Source organism: Ruegeria sp. BG6 (genome assembly GCF_056538465.1).
The window spans coordinates 323,900-346,117 of the sequence record NZ_JBQFTB010000002.1 but is presented as its reverse complement, the minus strand read 5'-3'; the positions used below and the strand labels follow the sequence as shown (position 1 = coordinate 346,117).

Genomic DNA, 22,218 nt, shown 5'->3' with positions numbered 1-22,218 from the left:
AATTATCATGTCATTAAGACTTTGAAATAAAACATTAAAAGCCTCATCCGGTTTGCTGGTCAGACGACCGGAACACACTGTCATACGGTCCCAGAAACTGGTCACCAAAACGCGTCAGCCGCAAAAACCAGCCCTTTGATCCAGGCGCAAATACCCGGCTTTCCCTTCATGGTTGCAATAAATTCGATTCGGACCAACACTGATATGACAGTACCAACTGAGAGGTTGATGCCAATTTCTAGCTGAAGATTGGAGTTTGCCTGATGTTTTGTCGCATTATTTCGCTGACTTTTCCGGTCGCATTTCTGCCCGTTGCCGCCCTGGCGCAGCTTTTTTCAGGCCCGCTTGACGAGGCAATGTTGGTCGGACGAGACGAGACGACTTTCCCACCCGCGGACGAGGACTATTTCGCCGAGATCGACAACGGCATTCCGCTTGGCCCGGATGAAATCAAGGGTCGCAACATGTGGATGGTGTGGACCGGCGGCAACGATTTGCTATGGGATCGCCTGACGCGCGATACGTTCGGTCAATTTGATCTTCTCAAGACCCTGTCTTCGCATCCTGATCTGCCAGCGCAACGCGCCAATCGGTTCGAATATCTGGGTCTGATAAACGAACCCTGTTTCGATCAGGCGACTGGCCCGGATCCCGAACGCTATGGGCTCTGGCTGGACAAACGGCGTGACGATTGTGCCGCCGACCCCTTTGACAACGCCGAAAAATATCCGGGCGTTGAAATCGGTGCGCGGGGCCGCAACATGCCTGTCGGCTCATATTACGGTGAACCAACCGGCGTTCTGGGTCTTCGGTTATTCCCCAACCCGGATTTCGACGAACGCGCTGAGCGGCGTTGGGATCCCGAGCGTTTCTACAACGACCCCGATTACTATTTCGACAAGGATCTGGTCCGGCCCTATCGCGTTGGCATGTCTTGCGCCTTCTGCCATGTCGGTCCAAGCCCGATCGACCCGCCGGAGGACCCCGAAAACCCCGAGATGCGCAATCTCAATGCGACGGTGGGCGCCCAGTATTTCTGGTTCGACAAGGTGTTCGCGTGGAAGCCGGACGACCGGCAATACATGGTCCAGTTGATTCACACAGCGCGACCCGGATCGCTTGATACGTCGCTGGTGTCGCCTGACTACATCAACAACCCGCGCACAATGAACGCGATCTATCTGCTGGAGGAACGTCTGCGCATAGCCGAAAGTCTGGGCGAGGAACGCCTGACCGGGGGCGAGCGCGACAACATGCAGTTCCAGGATTTCGTGGATCAGGGTCCGCTGACACAGCTTTTTGAGCCGCCCGATATCAGCTTCAGCCCGCGCGTCCTGAAGGACGGCGCGGATTCGGTTGGCGCGCTTGGGGCGCTAAACCGGGTTTATCTCAATATCGGTCTTTTCAGTGAAGAGTGGACGCGGCACTTCAACCCGATTGTCGGAGGCCGCACGATCACGCCCATCGAGATTGAAACCGCGCAGAAGAATTCGACCTATTGGCGCGCGACAGAACTGCAGTCTCCGCTGACCGCTCTCTATTTCCTCAAGGCCGGACGTCCGGACTACCTGGCTGACGCGCCGGGCGGGGCAGAGCACCTGACCGAAGATGACGAGACGGTGAACCGGGGCAAGACGCTGTTTGCCGAAAACTGCGCCCGCTGCCATTCCTCCAAGTTGCCCGAAACGGCCTTTGCGGCCATGCCAGGCGGATGTTCGGGGCCGGGATACCTGCAGTGCTGGTCGAACTACTGGGAGCTAACCAAGACGGATCAATTCAAGGCAGAGATGACCGAAATCGTCAACGCCGACGATTTTCTGGAAAACAACTATCTGTCGAATGAGATGCGGATTCCGGTCACGCTACTTGAGACAAACGCCTGCAGCCCGCTGGCGACAAACGCCATCGAGGGTAACATCTGGGACAATTTTTCGTCCTCGACCTACAAGGCGCTGCCGTCGGTCGGCGAGATCGAGGTGCACCATCCGGTGACCGGCGAACCCTACATGTACGAAATGCCTGCAGGCGGCCGTGGTTACACGCGTGTACCTTCGCTGATCAGTCTTTGGTCGACGGCGCCGTATCTGTTGAACAACACGGTGGGCTATTATGAACCCGACCCGTCGGTCGCAGCCAGGATGCGCACCTTCGACGATGGTATTCGCAAGATGCTGTGGCCAGAACGCCGGCTGCGTGACAGTGAACTGGGCGACAAGGTGCCCGGGCTAATCGATCGCACGACCGAGCAAAGCTACCTGATGATCCCGCGTGGTTTCCAGCCCGACTTCCTGGTGCGCCTGTTCGAACCCTTCCGGGACGAACTGCCCTGGCTTTTCAGCGAAAACGGCGACATCGAACTGGGCCCGATCCCTGCGGGGACACCGATCAACCTGCTTGCCAATCTCAACATACGGCTGGACAACGCCGACTTGTTGGAACGGATCGAGCATGATTTCAGGCTCGCCCGGCTTGTCATCATGATCAAGCGGAACCTGAAGGATTTGCCCGACAATGCCAGCAATACTCAGGTGCGGGCCATGTTCGCTGATCTGGTCGAACCGCTTCTCGAACTCAGCAAATGCCCCGACTTCGTCGTCAATCGTGGTCATTATTTCGGAACCCGGCTGACGGATCCGCAGAAGGAGGATCTGATCGCCTACCTCAAACGTTTCTGAGGTATGAGCGTGGACGCGCCCATTTATGACTATGTCGTCGTCGGCTCGGGCGCGGGCGGCGGCACGGTTGCGGCCCGACTGGCCGAAGCGGGAATGCGCGTGCTTCTTCTGGAGGCAGGTGGCGATCCCCGTTCCGCACAAGGCGGAGTGCGGGGATTGGGCGCGGAAAACCGGTTGCCCGATGACTATGACGTGCCGGCATTTCATCCCTTCGCCACCGAGAATGAAGCACTGCGCTGGGACTTTCATGTCAGCCACTATGCCGACCCGGCCCTCCAGGCGCGCGATCCAAAGGCGGGGCCGGATGGCGTACTGTACCCACGGGCGGGTACGCTGGGTGGCTGCACGGCACATAACGCAATGATATTCGTTTACCCGCACCACGATGACTGGCGCCACATCGAGAAGCTTACCGGCGACGCCGGTTGGTCGCCGAAAGCGATGCATCAGATTTTCCGCCGGATCGAAAACTGCCGCCATCGCCCGATGCAAAAGGCGTTGAATGCAATTGGCATCGACCGGACCGGCCACGGCTATCGCGGTTGGCTTTCGACGGAAAAGGCGATCCCGCGTGCGGCCCTGCGCGATGACGACATCATGGACATGCTGCGTGCATCCGTTCGCGAAATGCTGGGTGATGGAGACAAGGTATGGCGGCACCTGCGCTGGCAGCTCAAGAGTGCGGCAGATCCAAATGACCTTGACCGGATCGACGACAATGCCGAGGGCCTGGTTTACACGCCGCTTACCACGCAAAACGGACGGCGTATCGGCACACGAGAGCGGGTGCTCGAAACCGCACGGCGTTATCCGGATTGTCTGACGGTCGAGCTTGACGCACTTGCGACCCGGGTTCTGTTTGATGATCAGAATCGCGCGACCGGGGTCGAATACCTCAAGGGAGAGCGGCTTTATCGTGCGCATGCAACCCCAAGCGACAGTCAGGGAATTCGACGGCGCGTGCAGGCTAAACACGAAGTTATTCTTGCGGGTGGCGCCTTCAACACTCCGCAATTGCTGATGCTGTCGGGAATTGGTCCGGCCGACGAACTGGCGCGGGCGGGTATTCCGCAACGCGTAGCGCTGGACGGCGTTGGTCGCAACCTGCAGGATCGCTACGAAGTTGCCGTCGTAAATCGCATGGCGGTGGATTGCTGGGAAAGCTTGACCGACTGCCGTTATGAATCCGGTGATCCGCTATGGCGGGAATGGCAGGACACCGGTAAGGGTCTGTATTCAACCAACGGAGCGGCGCTGGGCGTTATTCGGCGTTCGAGCCCGGACAAGAAGCTGCCTGATTTGTTCTGCATGGCATTGTTAGGGCGGTTCGCTGGCTACTACCCCGGCTATGCTGCTGATCTGGCGCGCAGCCGCAACCATCTGAGCTGGGCCGTCCTGAAGGCCCATACAGCAAATGCGACGGGGCGCGTGCGGCTGGCCTCGGCCGATCCGCGCGACCGGCCCCTCATCGAGTTCAACTACTTTAAGCAAGGCGGCGACGACGACCTGCAAGCGGTTGTCGAAGGGGTGAAATTTGTTCGCAACCTGACCGAGCCGCTGCGCCGCGACGGCCAGATCGAGGCCGAGGAAATTCCCGGCCCGGATGTCAAAACGGATACGGAAATCGCCCAGTTTGTACGTGACGAGTGTTGGGGGCATCACGCGTCGTGCAGTTGCGCCATCGGGCCGCCCGACAGCGGCGTGTTGGACAGCCGCCTGCGCGTACATGGTACAAAGGGGCTACGGGTAGCTGACGCCTCGGTCTTTCCGCGCATTCCGGGATTTTTCATCGCATCCTCTGTTTACATGGTCGGCGAAAAAGCCGCCCAGGACATTCTGGAGGATGCAAAACACGTCACTGTCTAGAAAGGGGGCCACTATGGCACATAGCATCGAGTCGCTCATGGATATGAGTCAGGAAGAACTGGACGAACTGTTTTCCAGCGTACCGGCCGGGGACATTCCCGACGGCGAAGCCGAAGGAACCGCCATTGTCGCCCCGGGCACGAAATTCACACCGCTGATCTCGCGCTTTATCAACAGTTTTGCCTGGCAAGGCAAAGTTTTCGACCAGTCGAAAGGGGTGCTGCGAAATCGGATCCTGCCGTTTGGGCTTAACGCCATACTGGCCAAGGTTTACAAGGACAAGAGCTGGCTCGATGGAAAGGAATGCATCGTGCTGGACTATTCCGACACTTCGCTTCTCGCACAATGGATCCGCGACGAAATCCGGGCCATCGGTCCTGGCCTCTATCTGGGTAAGGTCTATTGGGACGACAATCGCCTGATCGACTTCGCGCTGGATTTCAATGCTGACGCGATATCGTCCTAAATCTGGTAAACTGGCCCCGCCATGACACAGCAGAGCACCTTTCTGATTTTGGCCCCCATTGCGGAGGGACGCATCGAGGATTTGCGCGCGCTGCTGTCCGAGATGGTGCTTAAACCGGGGCTTGCGGATCCCAAGAACCCGATCGTGCCCTTCGCTGATTTCGATCGTTTGCACGTCGCGCGGTTCTTTCTTCCGCAAGTCGACACATGGCGGGACATTGAAGCTTATGGCGTCGAAGCGCGCGCCTTCCCGCCGCATCTGGCGTTTCTGGGCGATATGGACGGAGACCGGGACAGCTTTCTGGTTGAGATGGCAAATCACGCGGGCGAAGGGTTGCGTCGCATCTTTTCGCATTGCGAGGACTTCCGTGAAGGTACGGACCTGCGTGATTGGATGGCCCGGCACAATGTGGTCGAGGCCGCCAATTACGTAAACAGGCGCGGTCGCACGGTGCAGCAGATTCACGAGGAAGCCGCGCTTGCGCACGCTCTGAAATTGGAATTGCACGCGCTTATTGAGGCCCACGGGGCAAAAGATGCCATCCTGCTGCACGAGCGGTTGCAGGAATTTGTCTCGGCCGAACGGCGCGAAGGACGCCTGCGCCTGACGCCGAGGCGGTCACCTCCGCTACGGCGGGTTTTCATCGACTGGACCGAGAAAATTGGTGTGCCATTTGTACTTTTGGCGATATCGCCCATCGTTCTGCTGGCCTCGCCGCTACTGTTATGGCGCCTGCGACGACTTGAGCGTTCGGATCCTGAAATCCTGCCGCGCCCGGACGACACGCATATCGCTGCGATGGGCACTTATGAAGACCATGACGTCACCAACCCCTTTTCGGCGGTTGGCGATCTCAAGCCCGGTGGATTCCGGCGCGCGGTGACAACGGTTGCGCTGTATCTGTTGAATTACGCAGCAAGGCACATCTTCTCGCGTGGCTACCTCACCCGCGTTCAGACAATCCATTTCGCGCGTTGGGTCTATTTCGATGACAAGCGCCGTGTGATGTTCTGCAGCAATTACGATGGCGCATTGGAAAGTTACATGGACGATTTCGTCAACAAAGTTGCCTGGGGGCTAAACCTCGTGTTTTCGAACGGCGTGGGTTATCCCAGTATGCGGTTTCTGATCAAGGATGGGGCCGAGCAGGAGCACAAGTTCAAACGCTTCCTGCGGAACCGGCAGCAAGCCACACTGGTCTGGTACAAGGCCTATCCCGGTCTTACTGCCGTCGATCTCGACAGGCACTCGCAAATACGCGCCGGGCTGGAACGGCGGCCGTCCGGGCTTCGCGCGCTGCGCAAATGGCTGGCCAAGATATGAGCAAAAACAGGGATATCCAGACCACACAGGTCGATTTTTCGGACATGCAGGGCTTGACCCGGTTTGGTTATGGCAAGCTGCCCGAGGCCGAGTTTCTGCTGCTGACCGTTTCGGATGCTCGGATCGCCCGGGATTGGCTGGCAACTGCACCCATAACGTCGGCCGAGTGGTTGGATACCCCGCCCGAGGTCGCGCTTCAGGTTGCGTTTACGGCTGGCGGATTGCGCGCACTTGGTTTGCCGGACGAGATTCTGGCGCAGTTTTCGCAGCCATTTCTGGCCGGGATGGCAGGTGAAGCCAGCCGCATCCGAAGGCTTGGTGATTCCGGTGGAAACGCGCCGGAAAACTGGATCTGGGAGGGTGGCAAAGTCCATGTGCTGCTGATGCTCTATGCGCGCGAGGGCGGGCTCGGCCCTTTCAAGTCGACAATTCTTGAACACGCATTTCACGATGCATTCGACATCATCCAAGAACTGCCGACGCGCCTGAATGACGGCATCGAGCCTTTCGGTTTTGCCGATGGTATCAGCGAGCCGAAAGTGGATTGGGACTGGAAAAGCCCCCCACCCAAGCATGGTCGAGAGGCGTATTCAAATCTTATCGCACCCGGCGAGGTCGTTCTGGGGCATGTCAATGAATACAAGGAAGTCTCCTCCGGTCCGCTGATCACCGCCGAAGATGGATCAACGGCGCATTCCGGCGCGGCCTCGGGGGACAACGGCTTTGGACACAATGGCAGCTATCTGGTCATGCGCCAGCTTGAACAGGACGTGCCGGGGTTCTGGCGACATCTCGACTCGGTGGCGCATGGCGACGCCGCGCACCGCGAAGCGCTGGCAACGGCGATGGTGGGTCGCGCGCGGGACGGCACACCGCTGATAAAGGGCAGGCGCGAGATCGAGGGCGGGCGTCAGGGAAACAATTTCACCTACGAGGATGACATCGATGGCGTGGTCTGCCCAGTCGGCGCCCATATCAGGCGGGCCAATCCGAGAACCGGTGATCAGCCACCCGGTGTCACCAGCCGATGGGCCTGGATCACCAGCACGCTTGGGTTCCGCCGCAGGCGGGACAAGCTGCCGGGACGGCATGATCTGGTTGCGTCGACACGCTTTCACCGGCTTGTCCGTCGCGGGCGCGCCTACGGGCCGCCGCTGTCGCCTGAACAGGCGCTGTCAGGCGAAGGGGTCGATCAAGAGGCCAGGGGGTTGCATTTTGTCTGCCTTTGCGCCGATATCACGCGCCAGTTCGAATTTGTGCAGAACGCCTGGATGTCTTCGCCTTCCTTCGATGGGTTGCGTGGTGAGGCGGACCCGATTGTCGGCAGCCGCGAGCCCGTCGGCGGCGTGGCATCAGACAGTTTCAGTATCCAGCGTGCGACCGGTATCGCCGAGCGGCTGGACCACCTGCCGCAATTCGTGACCGTCAGGGGCGGCGGCTATTTCTTCCTGCCCGGCTTGCGCGCGTTACGCTTGCTCGCAGAACAGAAGGAATAGGAGATCCTCATGCGCGCTATCCTTCTTTTCATCCGCCGTTTTTTGCATTCACTGCTTCAGATCGGGCTGCACTTCGAACGCAGGTTGGAGCCATTTTTCCGCCCGCAGCTAAACCGCCTGGTGCGTGCACCTGCGGCGCGCTTTCTTCAGCGTCTCAAGAACCGCAAGCGCCCGAACCTTGGGCTTGGCCTGGCCGAGGAAAAGATATTCGACTGGGAAGAGGAGGCGCTGCAGACAATCATCGACGAGATGCGCGAGCAGATGAACCTGCATTTTCAACCCGGTGCCTACGAACGCGGTGGCAATACCAAAACACACGGGCTGGTACGCGCAACCTTTACGGTGAATCCCGATTTGCCCGAACACCTGCGTAAAGGCGTATTTGCAACCGAACGAAGCTATCCGGCCTATATTCGCTTTGCCGGGCCCGGCCCGGATGTGCCAGAAGACATTCGGGATGTCGGGTTCGGGTCAATGTCCGTCAAGCTGATGGATGTGCCGGGGCCGAAGCTGATGGAGGAGGAGAAATTCACTCAGGACTGGCCCGCCGTCGTCACGCCGACATTCGTGACGCCGGACGTGCGCGAGAATGCCAAGCTGCAATACTGGAGCACTATTGACGAGCCGATCTGGTATTTCCTGAACCCAAAGGATTCACACCTGATTGACTTCCTCATGCAGGGTCTGTGGAACGAGACCCAGTACAATCCGCTGGGCCAGCGCTACTTCAGTTGCGTGCCGTACCTTTTGGGCGAAGGGCAGGCAATGCTGTACTCATACAAACCATTGACCGATGTGCCGATGACCATCCCCGGCGTTCCGTTCGGGCGCGTGCCACCGAACTACCTACGGGACAACATGTCCCGCGCCCTGCGCGCGGGTCCGGCCAAATTTGAGATGCTGGTGCAGATCCAGACCGACCCGCACCTGATGCCGGTCGAGGATGCTTCGGTGCTGTGGCCCGAGGACAAATCGCCCTGGATACCCGTCGCGCGTATTCATATCCCGCAGCAGGAATTTGATACTCCGGCCCAGATGTCTTTCGCGCGGAACTTGCGGATCAATCCCTGGCATTCGCTGGCCGACCACCGCCCGCTAGGCAACCAGAGCCGGGCGCGGCGGCGAATGTATCAGGAACTGGCAGTCTTTCGTCAGCAAATGAACAAGGCCGCCCACATCGAACCGGACGGATCGGAGACGTTTGAATGAAGGTCGTCTGTTAGCGGCACTGTCGATGAGCGCCTTATCGAACAAGCTTTGACCGGGAGTTTGCCTTGGAGACCAGGTTGGTTGGAACCCTGATGTCGGACGAGGAATACGTTCTTTGCTTTCCTTACTCAGGCGGCCCGAGCAGTGACCACCTTCCTAAAGGTCATCATTTCCGCAACCTGACCATGTCGCCGCCAATTGCAGCATGATCTAGGCTGAGTTTGCCTTCTGGCGGGCAAGGTCCAGGAAGATCTTTGCCACCGCCGACAAAGGCTCGTTTTTGGACCAGAACAGGATGGCCTGAAAGCTAAGCGGCGCCGCAAAGGGCAGAACAATGCATCCAGGCATCGTTTTCAGGTAATCTCTGGACGATCCGACAATGGATACGCCCAGGCCGCGCGCGACCAGACGGCAGATCCCGTCCGTTGTCCGGGCTTCGTATTTCATTCGTCGCGTAACAGAATTGGCCTCAAAAAACCGATCCACTTCAAAGCGAAAGCGGGACAGGCCCATGTATGAGATAAAGCTTTCGTCCTGCAGATCGCGGGCTTTGATGATTTCCTTGGCCGCAAGCGGATGACCTTCGGGCAGCACGCAATAGGCATCGTCGTCATACAGCTTCAGGCTTTCAAAGGACGGGTTTGATGGCGGGCTTGTCTTGATGCCGAAATCATAGTTCTGCGACACCAGCCATTCGACAGTGTCGTCATTGGCTTCGAATTCCATGCGCGCCATCGCTTTAGGGCAGGTTTCCGAAAATTCCTTGATAAGATCGGGAGCCAGTTGTGACGCAAATGACGGGGTCGTAACCAGGCTGAGGCGTGCGTGGCCGAAATGGCGGATCGCCGTCGCAGATTGCTTGATATGTTCCATGCCGCTGACGGCCTGGCGGACTTCGTTCACTAGTAGCCGCGCCTCTTCCGTCGGAACAAGCGCCCTGCCAGAGCGCTGAAAAAGGCTAAATCCAACTTCGGATTCCAGATCCGAGACAAGCCGACTGACCGCAGGCTGCGAAATTCCGAGCACCTCGGCGGCTTCGGTCACAGTTCCGGTTGAAATCACTGTCCGGAACGCATCGATTTGTTTGAACGTTATTTTCATATCCTACGTGTGCCACCATCAGATCTGTTTTCGCAAGGATATTCAAAACGATAATATCGACGTGGCGATGACGCTGGTTCCGCAATCGAACATCGCCCGCGAAACACGAGTAACGCAAACGGGATTTGTGCGGTCTGGCAAGGTTTTGATCCGCACCTATTGGTGGGGGCAGGCCTGACGCAGATTGGACAGCGGATAGTCGTTGAACATCGCCGGAGCCATCCAGGTCAGAAAAGTGTCATCGTCAATCAGATCGGCAAATGCGGCCGTCATGACGCCAAGCTGCCTGACAAAGCCCGCTTCACGCTCGGGGTTGGCTTCGCCATGGGCGAAATCGCCCGGGTTTTCGATCAACCGGTTCGCCATCGACCGGATGCGTTCCGCTGAAACCGGATGGGTGTTTTCGCGCCTTCCACGGTCACTGGCCGGGTCGTGCCACCATGCGGCCTGATAGTACCAGAATATGCCCATGGGGTTTCCACCCAACCGTGCGAAATGATCCAGTGCGAAACTGTCGGCTTCGGCTTCCTGTAGACGGCTTTCTGCGCCTTCAACGCCGACCTGATGATCCAGCAGAACATGCCCCAGTTCATGAACCAGAATGAACTGAATTGCCGAAGAATAAATTTTGCCGCTCAGGTCATAGGTGTAGTTGTCGGCAAAGAGCCGGTCACGATCCAGACCAAAAGCGACAAGCGGGGCCGGCAGATCCTCGCCCGCCCGTAGAAGTCCTGCGAGGTAGGTCTGAATGTATTCCGTCGGGCAGTCCTGGGATTCAAACCAGGCGTGAAGCGTCGCGATATCATCGAAAAACCGTAACGAGGTCAATGGCATGTAGATTTCGCCATTTGCGGGTGACGCATAGAATGACATGGGGCCCGGTCCGCGTTCCGGGAAAAACAGCTGCACGTCACTGGCGCGGTCTCGAAACTGATCAGGCAGGCGTGGCACGATGTCCTGCCACATGACGGATTGAATCGTGGGAATTGCGCGGTCGCGAACGCGCTGAAGATCGGCAGGACTGTAGACGACTTCGGCCGCAAGACTGCCGGTCATCAGGACGTAGATGAGAATAACCAGCCTCAACATCCCGTGTGCCTGCCTTCAAATACCTCAAGCGCCGCATCGGAAGGGCGAACGCCTTCTGATGGATTTTGCGCCCAGCGTTCGAATTGCACCGAATTGCCCCAATCGTCCTGCCAGACCTGTTTCATCAACGACAGCTTGATTCCGATCAGGTCGCTTTGTGCCGAAGGGCGAACGGTTGTCGAATCCGCAAGGCAGTTCAGGGTCCAAATCTGATGGCGGGCCTGCTGGCGCGCATAGGCGTCGATCTCGGACGCCGCAACTTGATGGGACTGCTCGCTCAGAGATCCTGTGAAACTGCTGGGGGCGCTGCCTGATGCTGCGGCAACTTGTTCTTCCGCGGCGGTCTGCGGTGCTGCGTCGGAATAGGAAATGGGGTGCGAAAGACTGACCCACGCATACAGTATCACCGCCAACAGCGCGAAAACAGGGGTGGACAGGGCCATTGACCCGGCAACACCCAGCGGGCCACTGTCAGTTACCGTGATTTTCTGAACGGTTTTCCAGAATCCGACAAGAACAACCAGAGCGACGACAATGACTATTGCGGTCAGCAGCAATCGTTCGGACATTCGGAAGGCAATTATGGGGTTTAAACCTTCAAACATGTCTAAATCCTTTGTCTTATTGTGAAATCATACCACAGCTCCCGCCCTTCTCAAAAACGCTCATGTTCCCCGGCTACTGCGAACCGTGCCGAAACACAGGTCGAACATCAGCGAACGCAGTTTCTGGCGCTAAGATCTGCAGATCGGAATGGAACCAACCATCTTGACGACGCATGTGCGATTGCCCGCTTCTTGTGTTCGAGTACTCGATTTCCAATACTCGGAAGGTCAAGTCTCTTAACCGGCTTCTCTGAATTTTGACCCGAAAACGAAAAACAATGTCGCGGAATGACATGTGTTGGTCTTAGATTCGATGAGTATGGCCAAGCGGAACGCCAGACGGCGTTCCAAACGAGAACGAGGCAAAGCATGCGATATTCCGGCTTTCGGGTCATCAAAGAGGCTCTGACCGGGCACAAGGGCTGGGAACCGGCGTGGCGCGACCCTGAACCTCAGGGCCAATACGATATTGTTGTCGTAGGCGGCGGCGGCCACGGTCTGGCCACAGCCTACTATCTGGCTAAAGAGTTCGGCGAGGCGCGGATTGCAGTTCTGGAAAAGGGCTGGATCGGCGGTGGAAATGTCGGGCGGAACACGACGATCATTCGTTCGAACTACCTGCTGGACGGGAACGAGCCGTTCTACGAGTTTTCCCTGAAGCTTTGGGAAGGGCTGGAGCAGGATTTCAATTTCAACGCCATGGTCAGCCAGCGCGGCATTCTGAACCTTGTTCATACGGATGCGCAGCGCGATGTGGCACGGCGCCGGGGCAACGCGATGATCCTGAACGGCTCGGACGCGGAACTGCTGGATACAGCGGGTGTCAGGGCGATGTATCCATTCCTGAACTTCGACAACGGCCGCTTTCCGATCAAGGGCGGGCTTCTGCACCGGCGCGGCGGCACGGTGCGCCACGACGCGGTGGCCTGGGGCTATGCGCGTGGCGCGGATCAGCGTGGCGTGGACATCATCCAGAACTGCGAGGTCACTGGCTTTCGCATCGAGAACAGCAAGGTTCTGGGGGTCGAGACCTCGCGTGGGTTCATCGGGGCCAAGAAAGTTGGCGTGGCTGTGGCCGGGTCTTCAGGCCGGGTGATGGAAAAGGCAGGCATGCGTCTGCCAATCGAAAGCCATGTGTTGCAGGCGTTTGTGTCCGAAGGGCTGAAGCCTGTGATTGACGGTGTGATCACCTTTGGCGCGGGCCACTTCTATTGCAGCCAGTCCGACAAAGGCGGACTGGTCTTTGGTGGCGATATCGACATGTACAACACCTACGCCCAGCGGGGGAACCTGCCGGTGATCGAGGATGTTGTGGAAAGCGGCGTGGCGCTAATACCGGCGCTTGGCCGGGTGCGTCTGCTGCGCGCCTGGGGCGGCGTTATGGACATGTCGATGGATGGGTCCCCGTTCATCGACCGGACACATATCGATGGGCTCTATTTCAACGGCGGGTGGTGTTACGGCGGGTTCAAGGCGACCCCGGCCTCGGGCTGGTGCTTTGCGCATCTGCTATCCACAGACCGGCCGCATGATGTCGCAACCGCCTATCGCCTGGACCGGTTCCGCACCGGTCACATGATCGATGAGAAGGGGGTGGGCGCGCAGCCCAACCTGCACTGAAGAAGACATGAGCATTTTCTGCAAAACCGGTAACCGGTTCCGCGGTTCGAAAATGCGACAGGAGCCAATGCCTTGATTATCAACCATCCGCTTCTTGGGCCCCGCGATGCGCAGGAGTTTGTCTATCTCGGCGACGCTGCCCTGATCGACCGCCCCGACTGGCAGGCCGAAAATGCTGCCGAAGCCTTTCACGACTACCTCTATCTGCGCGACAACCCGGCCGGAGAGCATCGTGAGTTGTGGTATCACGAGCAAGGCGACCGGTCCTGGTTGGTGGTAACGCGCAACACCCTGACGCATGAGATCACATCCGTCGAACTGGCCCGTGATGTGGCCCGGGCAAGGGGGCGCGGCAAATGAGCGTACAGACCAACCGGTTGAATGGCGGTCTTGTCGATCAGACGCAGCCCCTGAGCTTCAGCTTTGACGGTAAAAGATATCAGGGTCACCCTGGCGACACACTGGCCTCGGCCCTGCTGGCCAATGGCGTGCGGCTGATGGGTCGGTCGTTCAAGTATCACCGGCCACGCGGGCCGCTGACGTCTGGATCCGAAGAGCCCAACGCGCTGGTCGAACTCCGCTCGGGCGCGCGGCAGGAGCCCAACACCCGTGCCACCGTGGCCGAGCTTTTTGACGGGCTCGAGGCAAAATCGCAAAACCGCTGGCCGTCGCTGAAGCGGGATGTGTTGTCGGTCAATGACATGTTCAGCAACTTCCTGACGGCGGGCTTTTATTACAAGACTTTCATGTGGCCGAAGGCGTTCTGGGAAAAGCTCTATGAACCGGCGATCCGGCGCGCGGCCGGTTTGGGCAGCGTGTCCGGACAGGACGACCCTGATGTATACGACAAGGGCTTTCTGCATTGCGATCTGCTGGTGGTCGGGGCCGGTCCGGCGGGCTTGATGGCTGCGCTGACGGCAGGTCGTGCGGGTGCACGAGTCATTCTGGCGGACGAGGATTTTGTCCTGGGCGGGCGCCTTAACGCCGAAAGTTACGAGGTCGGCGGAATGGCCGGATCGGACTGGGCAGCGCAGGCCGTGGCAGAGCTTTCGGCGATGGACAATGTACGCCTGCTGTCGCGCACCACCGTGATCGGGGCTTTCGATCATGGCACCTATGGTGCTGTCGAAAGGGTGGCCGATCACGTACTGACGCCCGGTACCGGGCAGCCCCGGCAGATCATGTGGCGGATTTATTCGAAACGGGCGCTGCTATGCGCTGGCGCAACCGAGCGGCCCATCGCATTTACCAACAATGATCGCCCCGGCGTGATGCTGGCCGGGGCAACCCGGGCCTATGCCAATCGCTGGGCAGTGACACCGCACGAACACATGGCGGTGTTTACCAACAACGATGACGGTCATCGCACGGCTGCCGACCTGATATCCAAAGGTGTACATGTCACCGCCGTGATCGACACGCGGGCCGACGCACCCGCGATCGAAGGGACGGAACTGTTCGCCGGTGCGCAGGTGATCAACAGCAAGGGCAGACTGGGTCTGGGGTCGGTGACGGTCCGTACAGCGAAAGGGTTCACCCGCGATATCATATGCGGCGGTCTGGCTGTCTCAGGCGGTTGGAACCCCAATGTGCACCTGACCTGCCATCAGCGCGGGCGCCCGCAATGGAACGAGGGTCTTGCAGCGTTTGTTCCGGGTGACGTGTTGCCGGTCGGAATGACGGTCGCCGGGACCGCGGCTGGCTTGATGTCGACCCACGGCGCGCTGAAATCCGGCGCAGAAGGGGCGGCGGCAGCACTGTCGGGCCTCGGGATTGCGGCGCAGGTCGGGGATATGCCGCAGGCCGAGGACGCACCGGTGAACCTGCAACCCTTCTGGTATGTGAAAGAGGGCAAGGGCCGCGCCTGGATCGACCAGCAGAACGATGTGACCGTCAAGGACGTCAAACTGGCGCATCAGGAGAACTATGTCTCGGTCGAACATCTGAAACGCTATACCACGTTGGGTATGGCCACCGATCAGGGCAAGACGTCGAATATGGGTGGCCTGGCGGTAATGGCCGAGATGACGGGCAAGTCGATCCCGGAGACCGGCACCACCATTTTCCGCCCGCCCTATACGCCGGTTGCGATGGGTGCTCTGGCTGGCCGGTCGGTCGGCAAACATTTCCATCCGACCCGAGAGACGCCCAGCCACAAATGGGCAACGGAACAGGGCGCGGTGTTCACCGAAGTCGGCGATTGGCTTCGGGCACAATGGTTCCCGCAAAAGGGTGAGACGCACTGGCGGCAATCGGTGGATCGCGAGGTTCTGCAGACCCGCAAATCGGTTGGTGTCTGCGATGTTACCACCCTGGGCAAGATCGACGTGCAGGGAACGGACGCGGCTGAGTTCCTGAACAGAATCTATGCCAACGGGTTCGCGAAACTGCCGGTTGGCAAGATACGCTATGGCCTGATGCTGCGTGAAGACGGCATCGCCTATGACGACGGCACCGCTGCGCGACTGGCCGACGACCACTTTGTGGTCACGACAACCACCGCCAACGCCGTTCTGGTTTACCGTCAGATGGAGTTTGCGCGGCAATGTCTGTGGCCCGATCTGGACGTGCAGCTGATCTCGACCACCGAGGCCTGGGCCCAGTATGCCGTGGCCGGGCCGAATTCCCGCAAGTTGCTGGAAAAGATTGTCGATCCGGGTTTCGATCTATCGAACGAAGCGTTCCCGTTCATGGCCTGTGCCGAGATCACCGTTTGCGGCGGTTGCCGGGCGCGTTTGTTCCGTATCTCTTTCAGCGGCGAGCTGGCCTATGAAATCGCCGTGCCCGCACGCTATGGCGATGCGATGATCCGCGCGCTGATGGAGGCGGGAGAGGAATTCGGTGTGGTACCCTATGGCACAGAAGCCTTGGGCGTCATGCGGATCGAAAAGGGGCATGCCACCGGCAATGAGCTGAACGGCACCACCACAGCGCTGAACCTTGGCATGGGCCGGATGGTCAGTAAAAAGAAGGACTGCATCGGCAACACCCTGAGCGAGCGCGCTGGGCTGAACGAGGAAGACGCTCTGCGTCTGGTGGGCTTCAAACCGGTGGATGCCGGCGACCCCGTGGTCGCAGGGGGCCATTTGATGACCAGTGATGGTCCGGTCGATGCGGCCCACGACCAGGGCTATGTCACTTCGGCCGCCTATTCACCGGTCCTGCACAGTTCGATCGGCATCGGGTTCCTGAAAAACGGTGCAGATCGGATGGGCGAGGTTCTGCGTCTGGTCAACCCCCTGGAGGGCAGCGAAGTGAAGGTCGAGGTGGTCAGCGCCCATTTTGTCGATCCCGATGGAGGACGTCAGCGTGCATAAACTGAAACCGCTCACACCGCTTGGAGGTGCCGAGCCCCGATCAGACGGCTTTCCCGGCTTGACGATCACGGAAAACACCTCGCGGGCGCTGGCGTCACTGACCGCACGTCAAGGGCATGAGGCAGCATGTGTCACCAAGGCAAATGAGTTGATAGGTGCGGCTCTGCCTGCGCCGGGCCAATCGGTGGCGATATCGGCCTTTTCGGCATTCTGGATTGGTCCGGACAGTTGGATGATCGACGCCGATCACGCAAGCCACGAGATGCTGGCAGTTGAGGTCAAGGCCGCTGTCGGAAACACTGCTTCGGTTGTCGAACAAACCGACGGCTGGTGCCGGTTTGACATTACTGGCCCGGCCGCCTGCGATCTGTTCGAACGGCTTTGCAATGTTGATATCCGAACCATGGAATCCGGTGCCGCAACCCGATGCTCGATCCACCACATCGGGTGCTACCTGTGGTGCCACGAGACCGGAACGTCCTTCTCCGCCCTTGGCCCTCGGTCCTCGGCCAAATCACTCCATCATGCCATTACTGAAATAGCTCAGGCCGTGTGCCGGGGCTGAGGCGATTTCGTTGTCCGTGTTGGCGCATGTCAGCACGCGCCAACCTAATACCTTTCTTACTATCTTCGGTGGAATAAGAAGGGTTTTGCACGGCCCCCGGCCAATGGGGCCGCGGCTTGAGTCAGTAGAAGTGCGGCAGGTTTTTGGCCCGCGCGGCGCGCACCCAGTTCGGGACGAACGGGACGATATTGTCCTGCGACGGAACCATGATTTCGATGAAGTTCGCTCCGGGGTTGGCGATCGCCTCAGACAGAACAGCCTCTATTTCTGACTCACTTGTGATTTTCGCGGTACGGAAACCAAACCCCTCGGCAACCTTGCAGTAATCCACACGGCCGAAGTCGGTGGACCACGGTTCATCTATTTCGTCCAGAAGGATAGCTTCGCCCCGGATCCAGCCGAATGTGTCGTTGCGGGTCAGGATAATCGTAACGTTTTTGCCGGAACGCTTGATCGACTCCATGTCGCCAATGACAAATCCGAACGACCCGTCACCGGTAAAGGAAATCACCGGACCGTCATTGGCATAGGACGCCCCCAGACAGGCAGGCACCGAATATCCCAGCGCCCCCATGGAGTAGTTGGTGATGTAACGGCGGCCCGGCTTTTTGAACGTCAGAAGGGCAGACGGGTAGATCGCGCTGACGCCCGGCTCCGACGTGATCACGGCGTCGTCCGGCATTATTTTGTCCAGCGCTTGGCTGAGCTTGACCGGCGAGATCGTCCCTTCGGGCATCGGGATGTTCGAGTTGAAGGCATTGTCGAGCGCGGTTTTCTTCATCGGGTTCAGATCGATCCTGTCGCGCTTCAGGTTCGGATGCTCGGCCCTGATGATCTCGACCATGTATTCAATGCTGGCCCGCGCGTCGCCGACCATGCCCACTTTGACGGGAAAGTTGTTGCCGACATGCGCCTCGGCAATATCCAGATGCAGAAAGGTCTTGGATTTCGGGTCCCCGTACAGCTTCCAGTGGTCGGTCGCAGCGCTGTCGGTGTTTGATCCGACAAAGAAGATCGTGTCAGCTTCAAACACGTACTGGTTGGAATACTCCATACCACCGCGCGCCCCGATGACGCGCAGCGCCAGTGGGTGATCTTCTGGGATAGTGCCTTTGCCGGGCGTTGTTGTGCCGACGGGAATTTGCAGAAGTTCCGCCAGTTCCAGAACTGCGTCGGAGGCTTTTGAGATCAGCCCGCCCTGGCCGCAGACAATGGCCGGTTTTTTGGCAGCCAGAAGAATGTCGATTGCAGCGCGGATTTTGCTGTGGTCGGCAACTGGGCGGTGCGCCGGGTATTGGCTGTATTCCGCCTCGGCATAGAGATCGTCAATCTCCGCCTCTTCTCCGAAGATGTTGATCGGCACTCGGATATGCACCGGTGCAGGGCGACCGGAGGTTGCGACACGAAAGGCCCGGCGTAGCAGGAACGGGATTTCCCTGGCGTTGGTCAGCACAAAGCTTTCCTTGCAGATACTGTCGTAGAGTTTGGTCTGATCGACCCCGGTCAGACCGTGTTTTTTGTCCTGATTGATCGGAATGTCCGAACTGAAAAAGATCACCGGAACCGAGCTGAGGAAAGCTTCGGTGATGCCGGGCGAACAATGGGTGACGCCGGGGCTGGGGGCCTCGAGAACGCATGGGCGCCCGGTGATCTTCGCATAGGCCTCGGCGGCGTAGGATGCGGTGCGTTCATCGCGGGTCAGGACGAACTCGATATTGCTGTGTTCACGCCATTCCTTGTACCAGCCGATGGTGGTTTCCCCCGGCAGGCCGAAAACATGGCGGACGCCGTGCAATTCGAGCATCTTCAGGATGATCTGGGCGCCGTTCATGCGCTTTGTGTCTTGGTGTTCCATGGGTAGGTTCCCTTTCCCGATCAACCACCGCACACAGTGCTGTATGCAGCCGATCCGAAGTTTTTGAGATTACGTCAAAGGTTCTGCGACAGCGTATTTTGTCAGCATGTCAGGATTGACCTGAACGCCCAGGCCCGGCCCGGTCGGAACGTGTACCCGCCCGTTTTTGACAGGGAAGGGTTCGATCAGAATGTCTTCGGCGGCGTAGTAGGTCGCCATGTAGAATTCGCATTGCAGGACCAGGTCCGGTACGGCGGCCATCAGATGGGCACCGGCGGCATGGGCCAGTCCCGTTTCGAACATGCAGCCACCATAGATTTCGATTCCGGCAGCACGGGCGATTGCCGCCACCTCCAGCGTCCGCCGAATACCACCGGATTTCATGATCTTGAGCGAGAAAATGTCCGCGATCCGGATCTGCGCCCCGTAAAGCGCGCCTTTGGGGTCAAACACGCTTTCGTCTGCCATGATCGGCGTATCGATTACATGCGCAATGTGGGCCAGGGCTTCACGTTCGTGCATCTTGACGGGCTGTTCGACAAATGTCGGGCGAAACGCCTCGAGATCCCGGATGCAGCGCACGGCGTCATAGGCCGGAAGACCCTGATTGTAGTCAATGCGGATGTCCGCCTCGTCGCCATAGATTTCGCGCAGTTTTTCACAGCGCATAAGGTCGAACCGATGGTCGGCAAAACCGGTCTTGAACTTGAAGATGCGCACGCCGTCTTCCCACATCGCGGCGATGTCATCGAGGTCCGCGTCAAAATCGGGGTTGGCGACCGAAAAGCTCATCCCCATGCTGTCACGCATTTTACCGCCGACCAGTTCGCAGACCGAAAGGCCGGTGATCTGGCCGGTGATGTCCAGCAGCGCCATTTCCAGCGCGGCCTTGGCCTCGGGGTGGCCGATCAGCACCTTCTCCGCCATGTTCATGTGCTTTTCGACCTGGACCGGGTCCTGACCGATCAGATGCGGGCGCAGGTGCACGTGAAGGGCGGCGGCGTTCGCCTCGGCGGTTCCGGTAAAGACAGGCCAGGGTGAAGCTTCGCCCCAGCCTGTAAGGCCGGTATCCGTTACCAACACCAATATCGCAACGTTAATACCTGCAACGTCGCCGCTGCCATGCGAATGGACAGCTTTGGCGGGGATCGAAATGCGATGAACGCGCAGAGTTTCGATTTTATGGTCGCTCACGTATGTCTCCGAAAGTGAGAGTTGATGGTGGTCAGTTCGGCCGCACGACCAGCACGCTGCAACGGGCGTATCGCGACACCCGGGCAGCGTTTGGTCCGATCAGAAAATCCCGGACCGATGGTTTGCTGGCACCGATCACGACGAAACTTGCTGACTGATCGTCGGCGTGGTTGATCAATTGCTCGTAAACGACACCGCGCAGCACCCTGGTTTTGTGTGCGACGCCGTGCCAATTGAAGTCGGCGCAATACGCGGCCAGATCATTCTCTGCCTCGATCAGTACCTGCTGGTGCATTTCTGCCGGGATGTAACCCTGAACATAGCTGAGCTCCTGATCCGGTATGACAAAGATCACCTCGACCGTGCTGTCATGGGATCGGGCCAGCGAAATCGCTTCGTGAACGACGTGGGCGTCGCTGTCTTTGTGCACAAGATCAACGGCTGCGAGTATTTTGGATCGGGTCATGACGTGGGTCCCCCCTGCTGTGACAGGCGAATATAAAGTGTGGAAGGGGCCGGCCGGTTACCGGCCAGCCGAGTTCCGCATATTGTCAGGCAGCCAGGTGGCCAGTTCCGGGAAAGCGATCATCACAAAGACCATCACCACCATGATCAGGAACAGCGGCAGGGCGGTCTTGGCGATATATCCCATCTCGTGCCGGGTGATCCCCTGCATAACAAAAAGGTTGAAACCAATCGGGGGTGTAATCTGCGCCATTTCCACAACCACCACGATGAAGATTCCGAACCAGATCAGATCGATGCCCGCGCCCTCGACCATCGGCTGCACAATCGCCATGGTCAGGACGACCGACGAGATGCCGTCCAGAAACATGCCGAGAATGATATAGAACAGCATCAGCGCCAGCAGCAGAGAGAAGCGCGACAGTTGCAACCCTTCGATATATTCCGCCAGCGCGCGCGGCAGTCCGGTAAAGCCCATCGCCAGTGTCAGGGCAATGGCACCCATGAGGATAAAGGCGATCATGGCCGAGGTTCGGGTGGCACCCAATAGGCTTTCTATGAAGGCCTCCTTGGTCAGCGATCCCTGCATGGCCGCCAGAATGAACGATCCGATAACCCCAATAGCGGCAGCCTCGGTTGCCGTGGCAAAGCCGCCATACATCGAGCCGATGACAACCAGGATCAACAGGATGATCGGGATGAGGAACCGGCTTTCGTTCAGTTTCTGCCCAAAGGTCATACGGTCGGAGATTTCCGGTACTTCATCACGGCGCAGAAAGGACCATCCAGCGACATAGGCCATGAACATGCTGGCCAGCACGATACCGGGCAGGATGCCTGCCATGAACAGTTTCGAAATCGATTGCTCGACGGCGACCCCGTACACAATCAGGGTCAGAGATGGCGGAATCATCAGGCCCAGCGTCGCCGCGCCGGTCAGGGTCCCGATGATCATATATTCAGGGTATTCCCGTTTGCGCAGTTCCGGGATCGACATTTTGCCGACGGTGGTGAGCGTAGCCGCTGAAGAACCGGACACGGCAGCAAATATGGTGCAGCCGACGATATTCACGTGGACCAGGCCACCGGGTAAACGTTGCATCCACGGGCTCAGACCCCGAAACATGTCCTGCGATAATCGACTTCGGAACAGGATTTCGCCCATCCAGATGAACAGCGGCAGCGCCGTCAGTGTCCAGCTTGAGGATCCGGTCCAGATACGGGTCAGCATCGCGTCGCCAGCCGGGCGTGATGTGAACATCTCAAGTCCAAGGTAAGCCACGCCAAACAGCGCGAGGGCGACCCAGACGCCTGTGCCCAAAAGCACAAACAGCGCGAACAGAAAGATGGAGACGAGGTAGAATTGTTCCAC

The 22,218-nt window shown here is 58.7% G+C and carries 18 protein-coding genes; 11 read left to right on the top strand and 7 right to left on the bottom strand.

The genetic code is table 11. The annotated features are described in order from the left end of the window. Positions 1 to 263: 263 nt before the first annotated feature. The 6 genes from ACR0JW_RS06475 to ACR0JW_RS06450 are packed head-to-tail and all read left to right on the top strand — an operon-like array spanning position 264 to position 9,035. The gene (locus ACR0JW_RS06475) at positions 264 to 2,675 is read left to right on the top strand and encodes a hypothetical protein (RefSeq protein WP_170824746.1); all 2,412 of its coding nucleotides are present in this window, start codon (positions 264 to 266) and stop codon (positions 2,673 to 2,675) included. A gap of 9 nt (positions 2,676 to 2,684) precedes the next feature. Then, a complete protein-coding gene (locus ACR0JW_RS06470; RefSeq protein ID WP_480713712.1) occupies positions 2,685 to 4,541 on the top strand; it encodes a GMC family oxidoreductase in 1,857 nt (618 codons plus the stop codon). Between the two features lie 13 nt (positions 4,542 to 4,554). After that, on the top strand, positions 4,555 to 5,007 hold the full coding sequence (locus ACR0JW_RS06465; RefSeq protein WP_170611651.1) for a hypothetical protein: 453 nt from the start codon (positions 4,555 to 4,557) through the stop codon (positions 5,005 to 5,007). 21 nt (positions 5,008 to 5,028) lie between these two features. Next, the gene (locus ACR0JW_RS06460) at positions 5,029 to 6,330 is read left to right on the top strand and encodes a hypothetical protein (RefSeq protein WP_480713711.1); all 1,302 of its coding nucleotides are present in this window, start codon (positions 5,029 to 5,031) and stop codon (positions 6,328 to 6,330) included. Then, the gene (locus ACR0JW_RS06455) at positions 6,327 to 7,826 is read left to right on the top strand and encodes a Dyp-type peroxidase (RefSeq protein WP_170679123.1); all 1,500 of its coding nucleotides are present in this window, start codon (positions 6,327 to 6,329) and stop codon (positions 7,824 to 7,826) included. Before ACR0JW_RS06460 ends, ACR0JW_RS06455 begins: the two co-directional genes overlap by 4 nt. 9 nt (positions 7,827 to 7,835) lie before the next feature. Further along, on the top strand, positions 7,836 to 9,035 hold the full coding sequence (locus tag ACR0JW_RS06450) for a catalase family protein (RefSeq protein ID WP_170679121.1): 1,200 nt from the start codon (positions 7,836 to 7,838) through the stop codon (positions 9,033 to 9,035). Between the two features lie 210 nt (positions 9,036 to 9,245). Here the strand turns inward: ACR0JW_RS06450 and ACR0JW_RS06445 are convergent, their stop codons facing one another. After that, entirely contained in the window at positions 9,246 to 10,136 is an 891-nt protein-coding gene (locus tag ACR0JW_RS06445; protein WP_170679119.1) for a LysR substrate-binding domain-containing protein, read from the bottom strand. On the opposite strand from ACR0JW_RS06445, the gene ACR0JW_RS06440 reads away from it, so the two are divergent. Then, positions 10,120 to 10,314: a hypothetical protein gene (locus ACR0JW_RS06440; RefSeq protein ID WP_170679117.1), complete on the top strand. Its 195-nt coding sequence runs from the start codon at positions 10,120 to 10,122 to the stop codon at positions 10,312 to 10,314. The two genes, ACR0JW_RS06445 and ACR0JW_RS06440, sit on opposite strands and share 17 nt — an antisense overlap. Here the strand turns inward: ACR0JW_RS06440 and ACR0JW_RS06435 are convergent. Beyond that, the gene (locus ACR0JW_RS06435; RefSeq protein ID WP_170679115.1) at positions 10,293 to 11,225 is read right to left on the bottom strand and encodes a M48 family metalloprotease; all 933 of its coding nucleotides are present in this window, start codon (positions 11,223 to 11,225) and stop codon (positions 10,293 to 10,295) included. The genes ACR0JW_RS06440 and ACR0JW_RS06435 overlap by 22 nt on opposite strands. Continuing rightward, the gene (locus ACR0JW_RS06430) at positions 11,219 to 11,830 is read right to left on the bottom strand and encodes a hypothetical protein (protein WP_480713710.1); all 612 of its coding nucleotides are present in this window, start codon (positions 11,828 to 11,830) and stop codon (positions 11,219 to 11,221) included. The genes ACR0JW_RS06435 and ACR0JW_RS06430 overlap by 7 nt, the downstream gene beginning before the upstream one ends. A gap of 369 nt (positions 11,831 to 12,199) precedes the next feature. Here ACR0JW_RS06430 and ACR0JW_RS06425 point away from each other — a divergent pair, with 369 nt between their 5' ends. The 4 genes from ACR0JW_RS06425 (at position 12,200) to ACR0JW_RS06410 (ending at position 17,332) form a co-directional block, all read left to right on the top strand. Then, entirely contained in the window at positions 12,200 to 13,450 is a 1,251-nt protein-coding gene (locus tag ACR0JW_RS06425) for a sarcosine oxidase subunit beta family protein (protein WP_170679112.1), read from the top strand. A 72-nt stretch (positions 13,451 to 13,522) separates the two neighbouring features. Continuing rightward, complete coding sequence (locus ACR0JW_RS06420; RefSeq protein WP_170679110.1) at positions 13,523 to 13,810, top strand: sarcosine oxidase subunit delta; 288 nt, start codon at positions 13,523 to 13,525, stop codon at positions 13,808 to 13,810. After that, a complete protein-coding gene (locus ACR0JW_RS06415; protein WP_480713709.1) occupies positions 13,807 to 16,767 on the top strand; it encodes a sarcosine oxidase subunit alpha family protein in 2,961 nt (986 codons plus the stop codon). The genes ACR0JW_RS06420 and ACR0JW_RS06415 overlap by 4 nt, the downstream gene beginning before the upstream one ends. After that, complete coding sequence (locus ACR0JW_RS06410; RefSeq protein WP_170679106.1) at positions 16,760 to 17,332, top strand: aminomethyltransferase family protein; 573 nt, start codon at positions 16,760 to 16,762, stop codon at positions 17,330 to 17,332. The genes ACR0JW_RS06415 and ACR0JW_RS06410 overlap by 8 nt, the downstream gene beginning before the upstream one ends. A gap of 121 nt (positions 17,333 to 17,453) precedes the next feature. Here ACR0JW_RS06410 and ACR0JW_RS06405 read toward each other — a convergent pair whose 3' ends face one another. The 4 genes from ACR0JW_RS06405 to ACR0JW_RS06390 form a co-directional block, all read right to left on the bottom strand. Next, the gene (locus tag ACR0JW_RS06405; RefSeq protein ID WP_480713708.1) at positions 17,454 to 19,187 is read right to left on the bottom strand and encodes a thiamine pyrophosphate-binding protein; all 1,734 of its coding nucleotides are present in this window, start codon (positions 19,185 to 19,187) and stop codon (positions 17,454 to 17,456) included. Positions 19,188 to 19,256: 69 nt separating this feature from the next. Beyond that, complete coding sequence (locus ACR0JW_RS06400; protein WP_480713707.1) at positions 19,257 to 20,381, bottom strand: enolase C-terminal domain-like protein; 1,125 nt, start codon at positions 20,379 to 20,381, stop codon at positions 19,257 to 19,259. Between the two features lie 31 nt (positions 20,382 to 20,412). After that, the gene (locus tag ACR0JW_RS06395; RefSeq protein ID WP_170679100.1) at positions 20,413 to 20,847 is read right to left on the bottom strand and encodes a universal stress protein; all 435 of its coding nucleotides are present in this window, start codon (positions 20,845 to 20,847) and stop codon (positions 20,413 to 20,415) included. A gap of 57 nt (positions 20,848 to 20,904) precedes the next feature. Next, positions 20,905 to 22,218 (bottom strand): TRAP transporter large permease subunit, encoded by a 1,314-nt coding sequence (locus ACR0JW_RS06390; RefSeq protein ID WP_170611677.1) that lies wholly within the window; start codon positions 22,216 to 22,218, stop codon positions 20,905 to 20,907.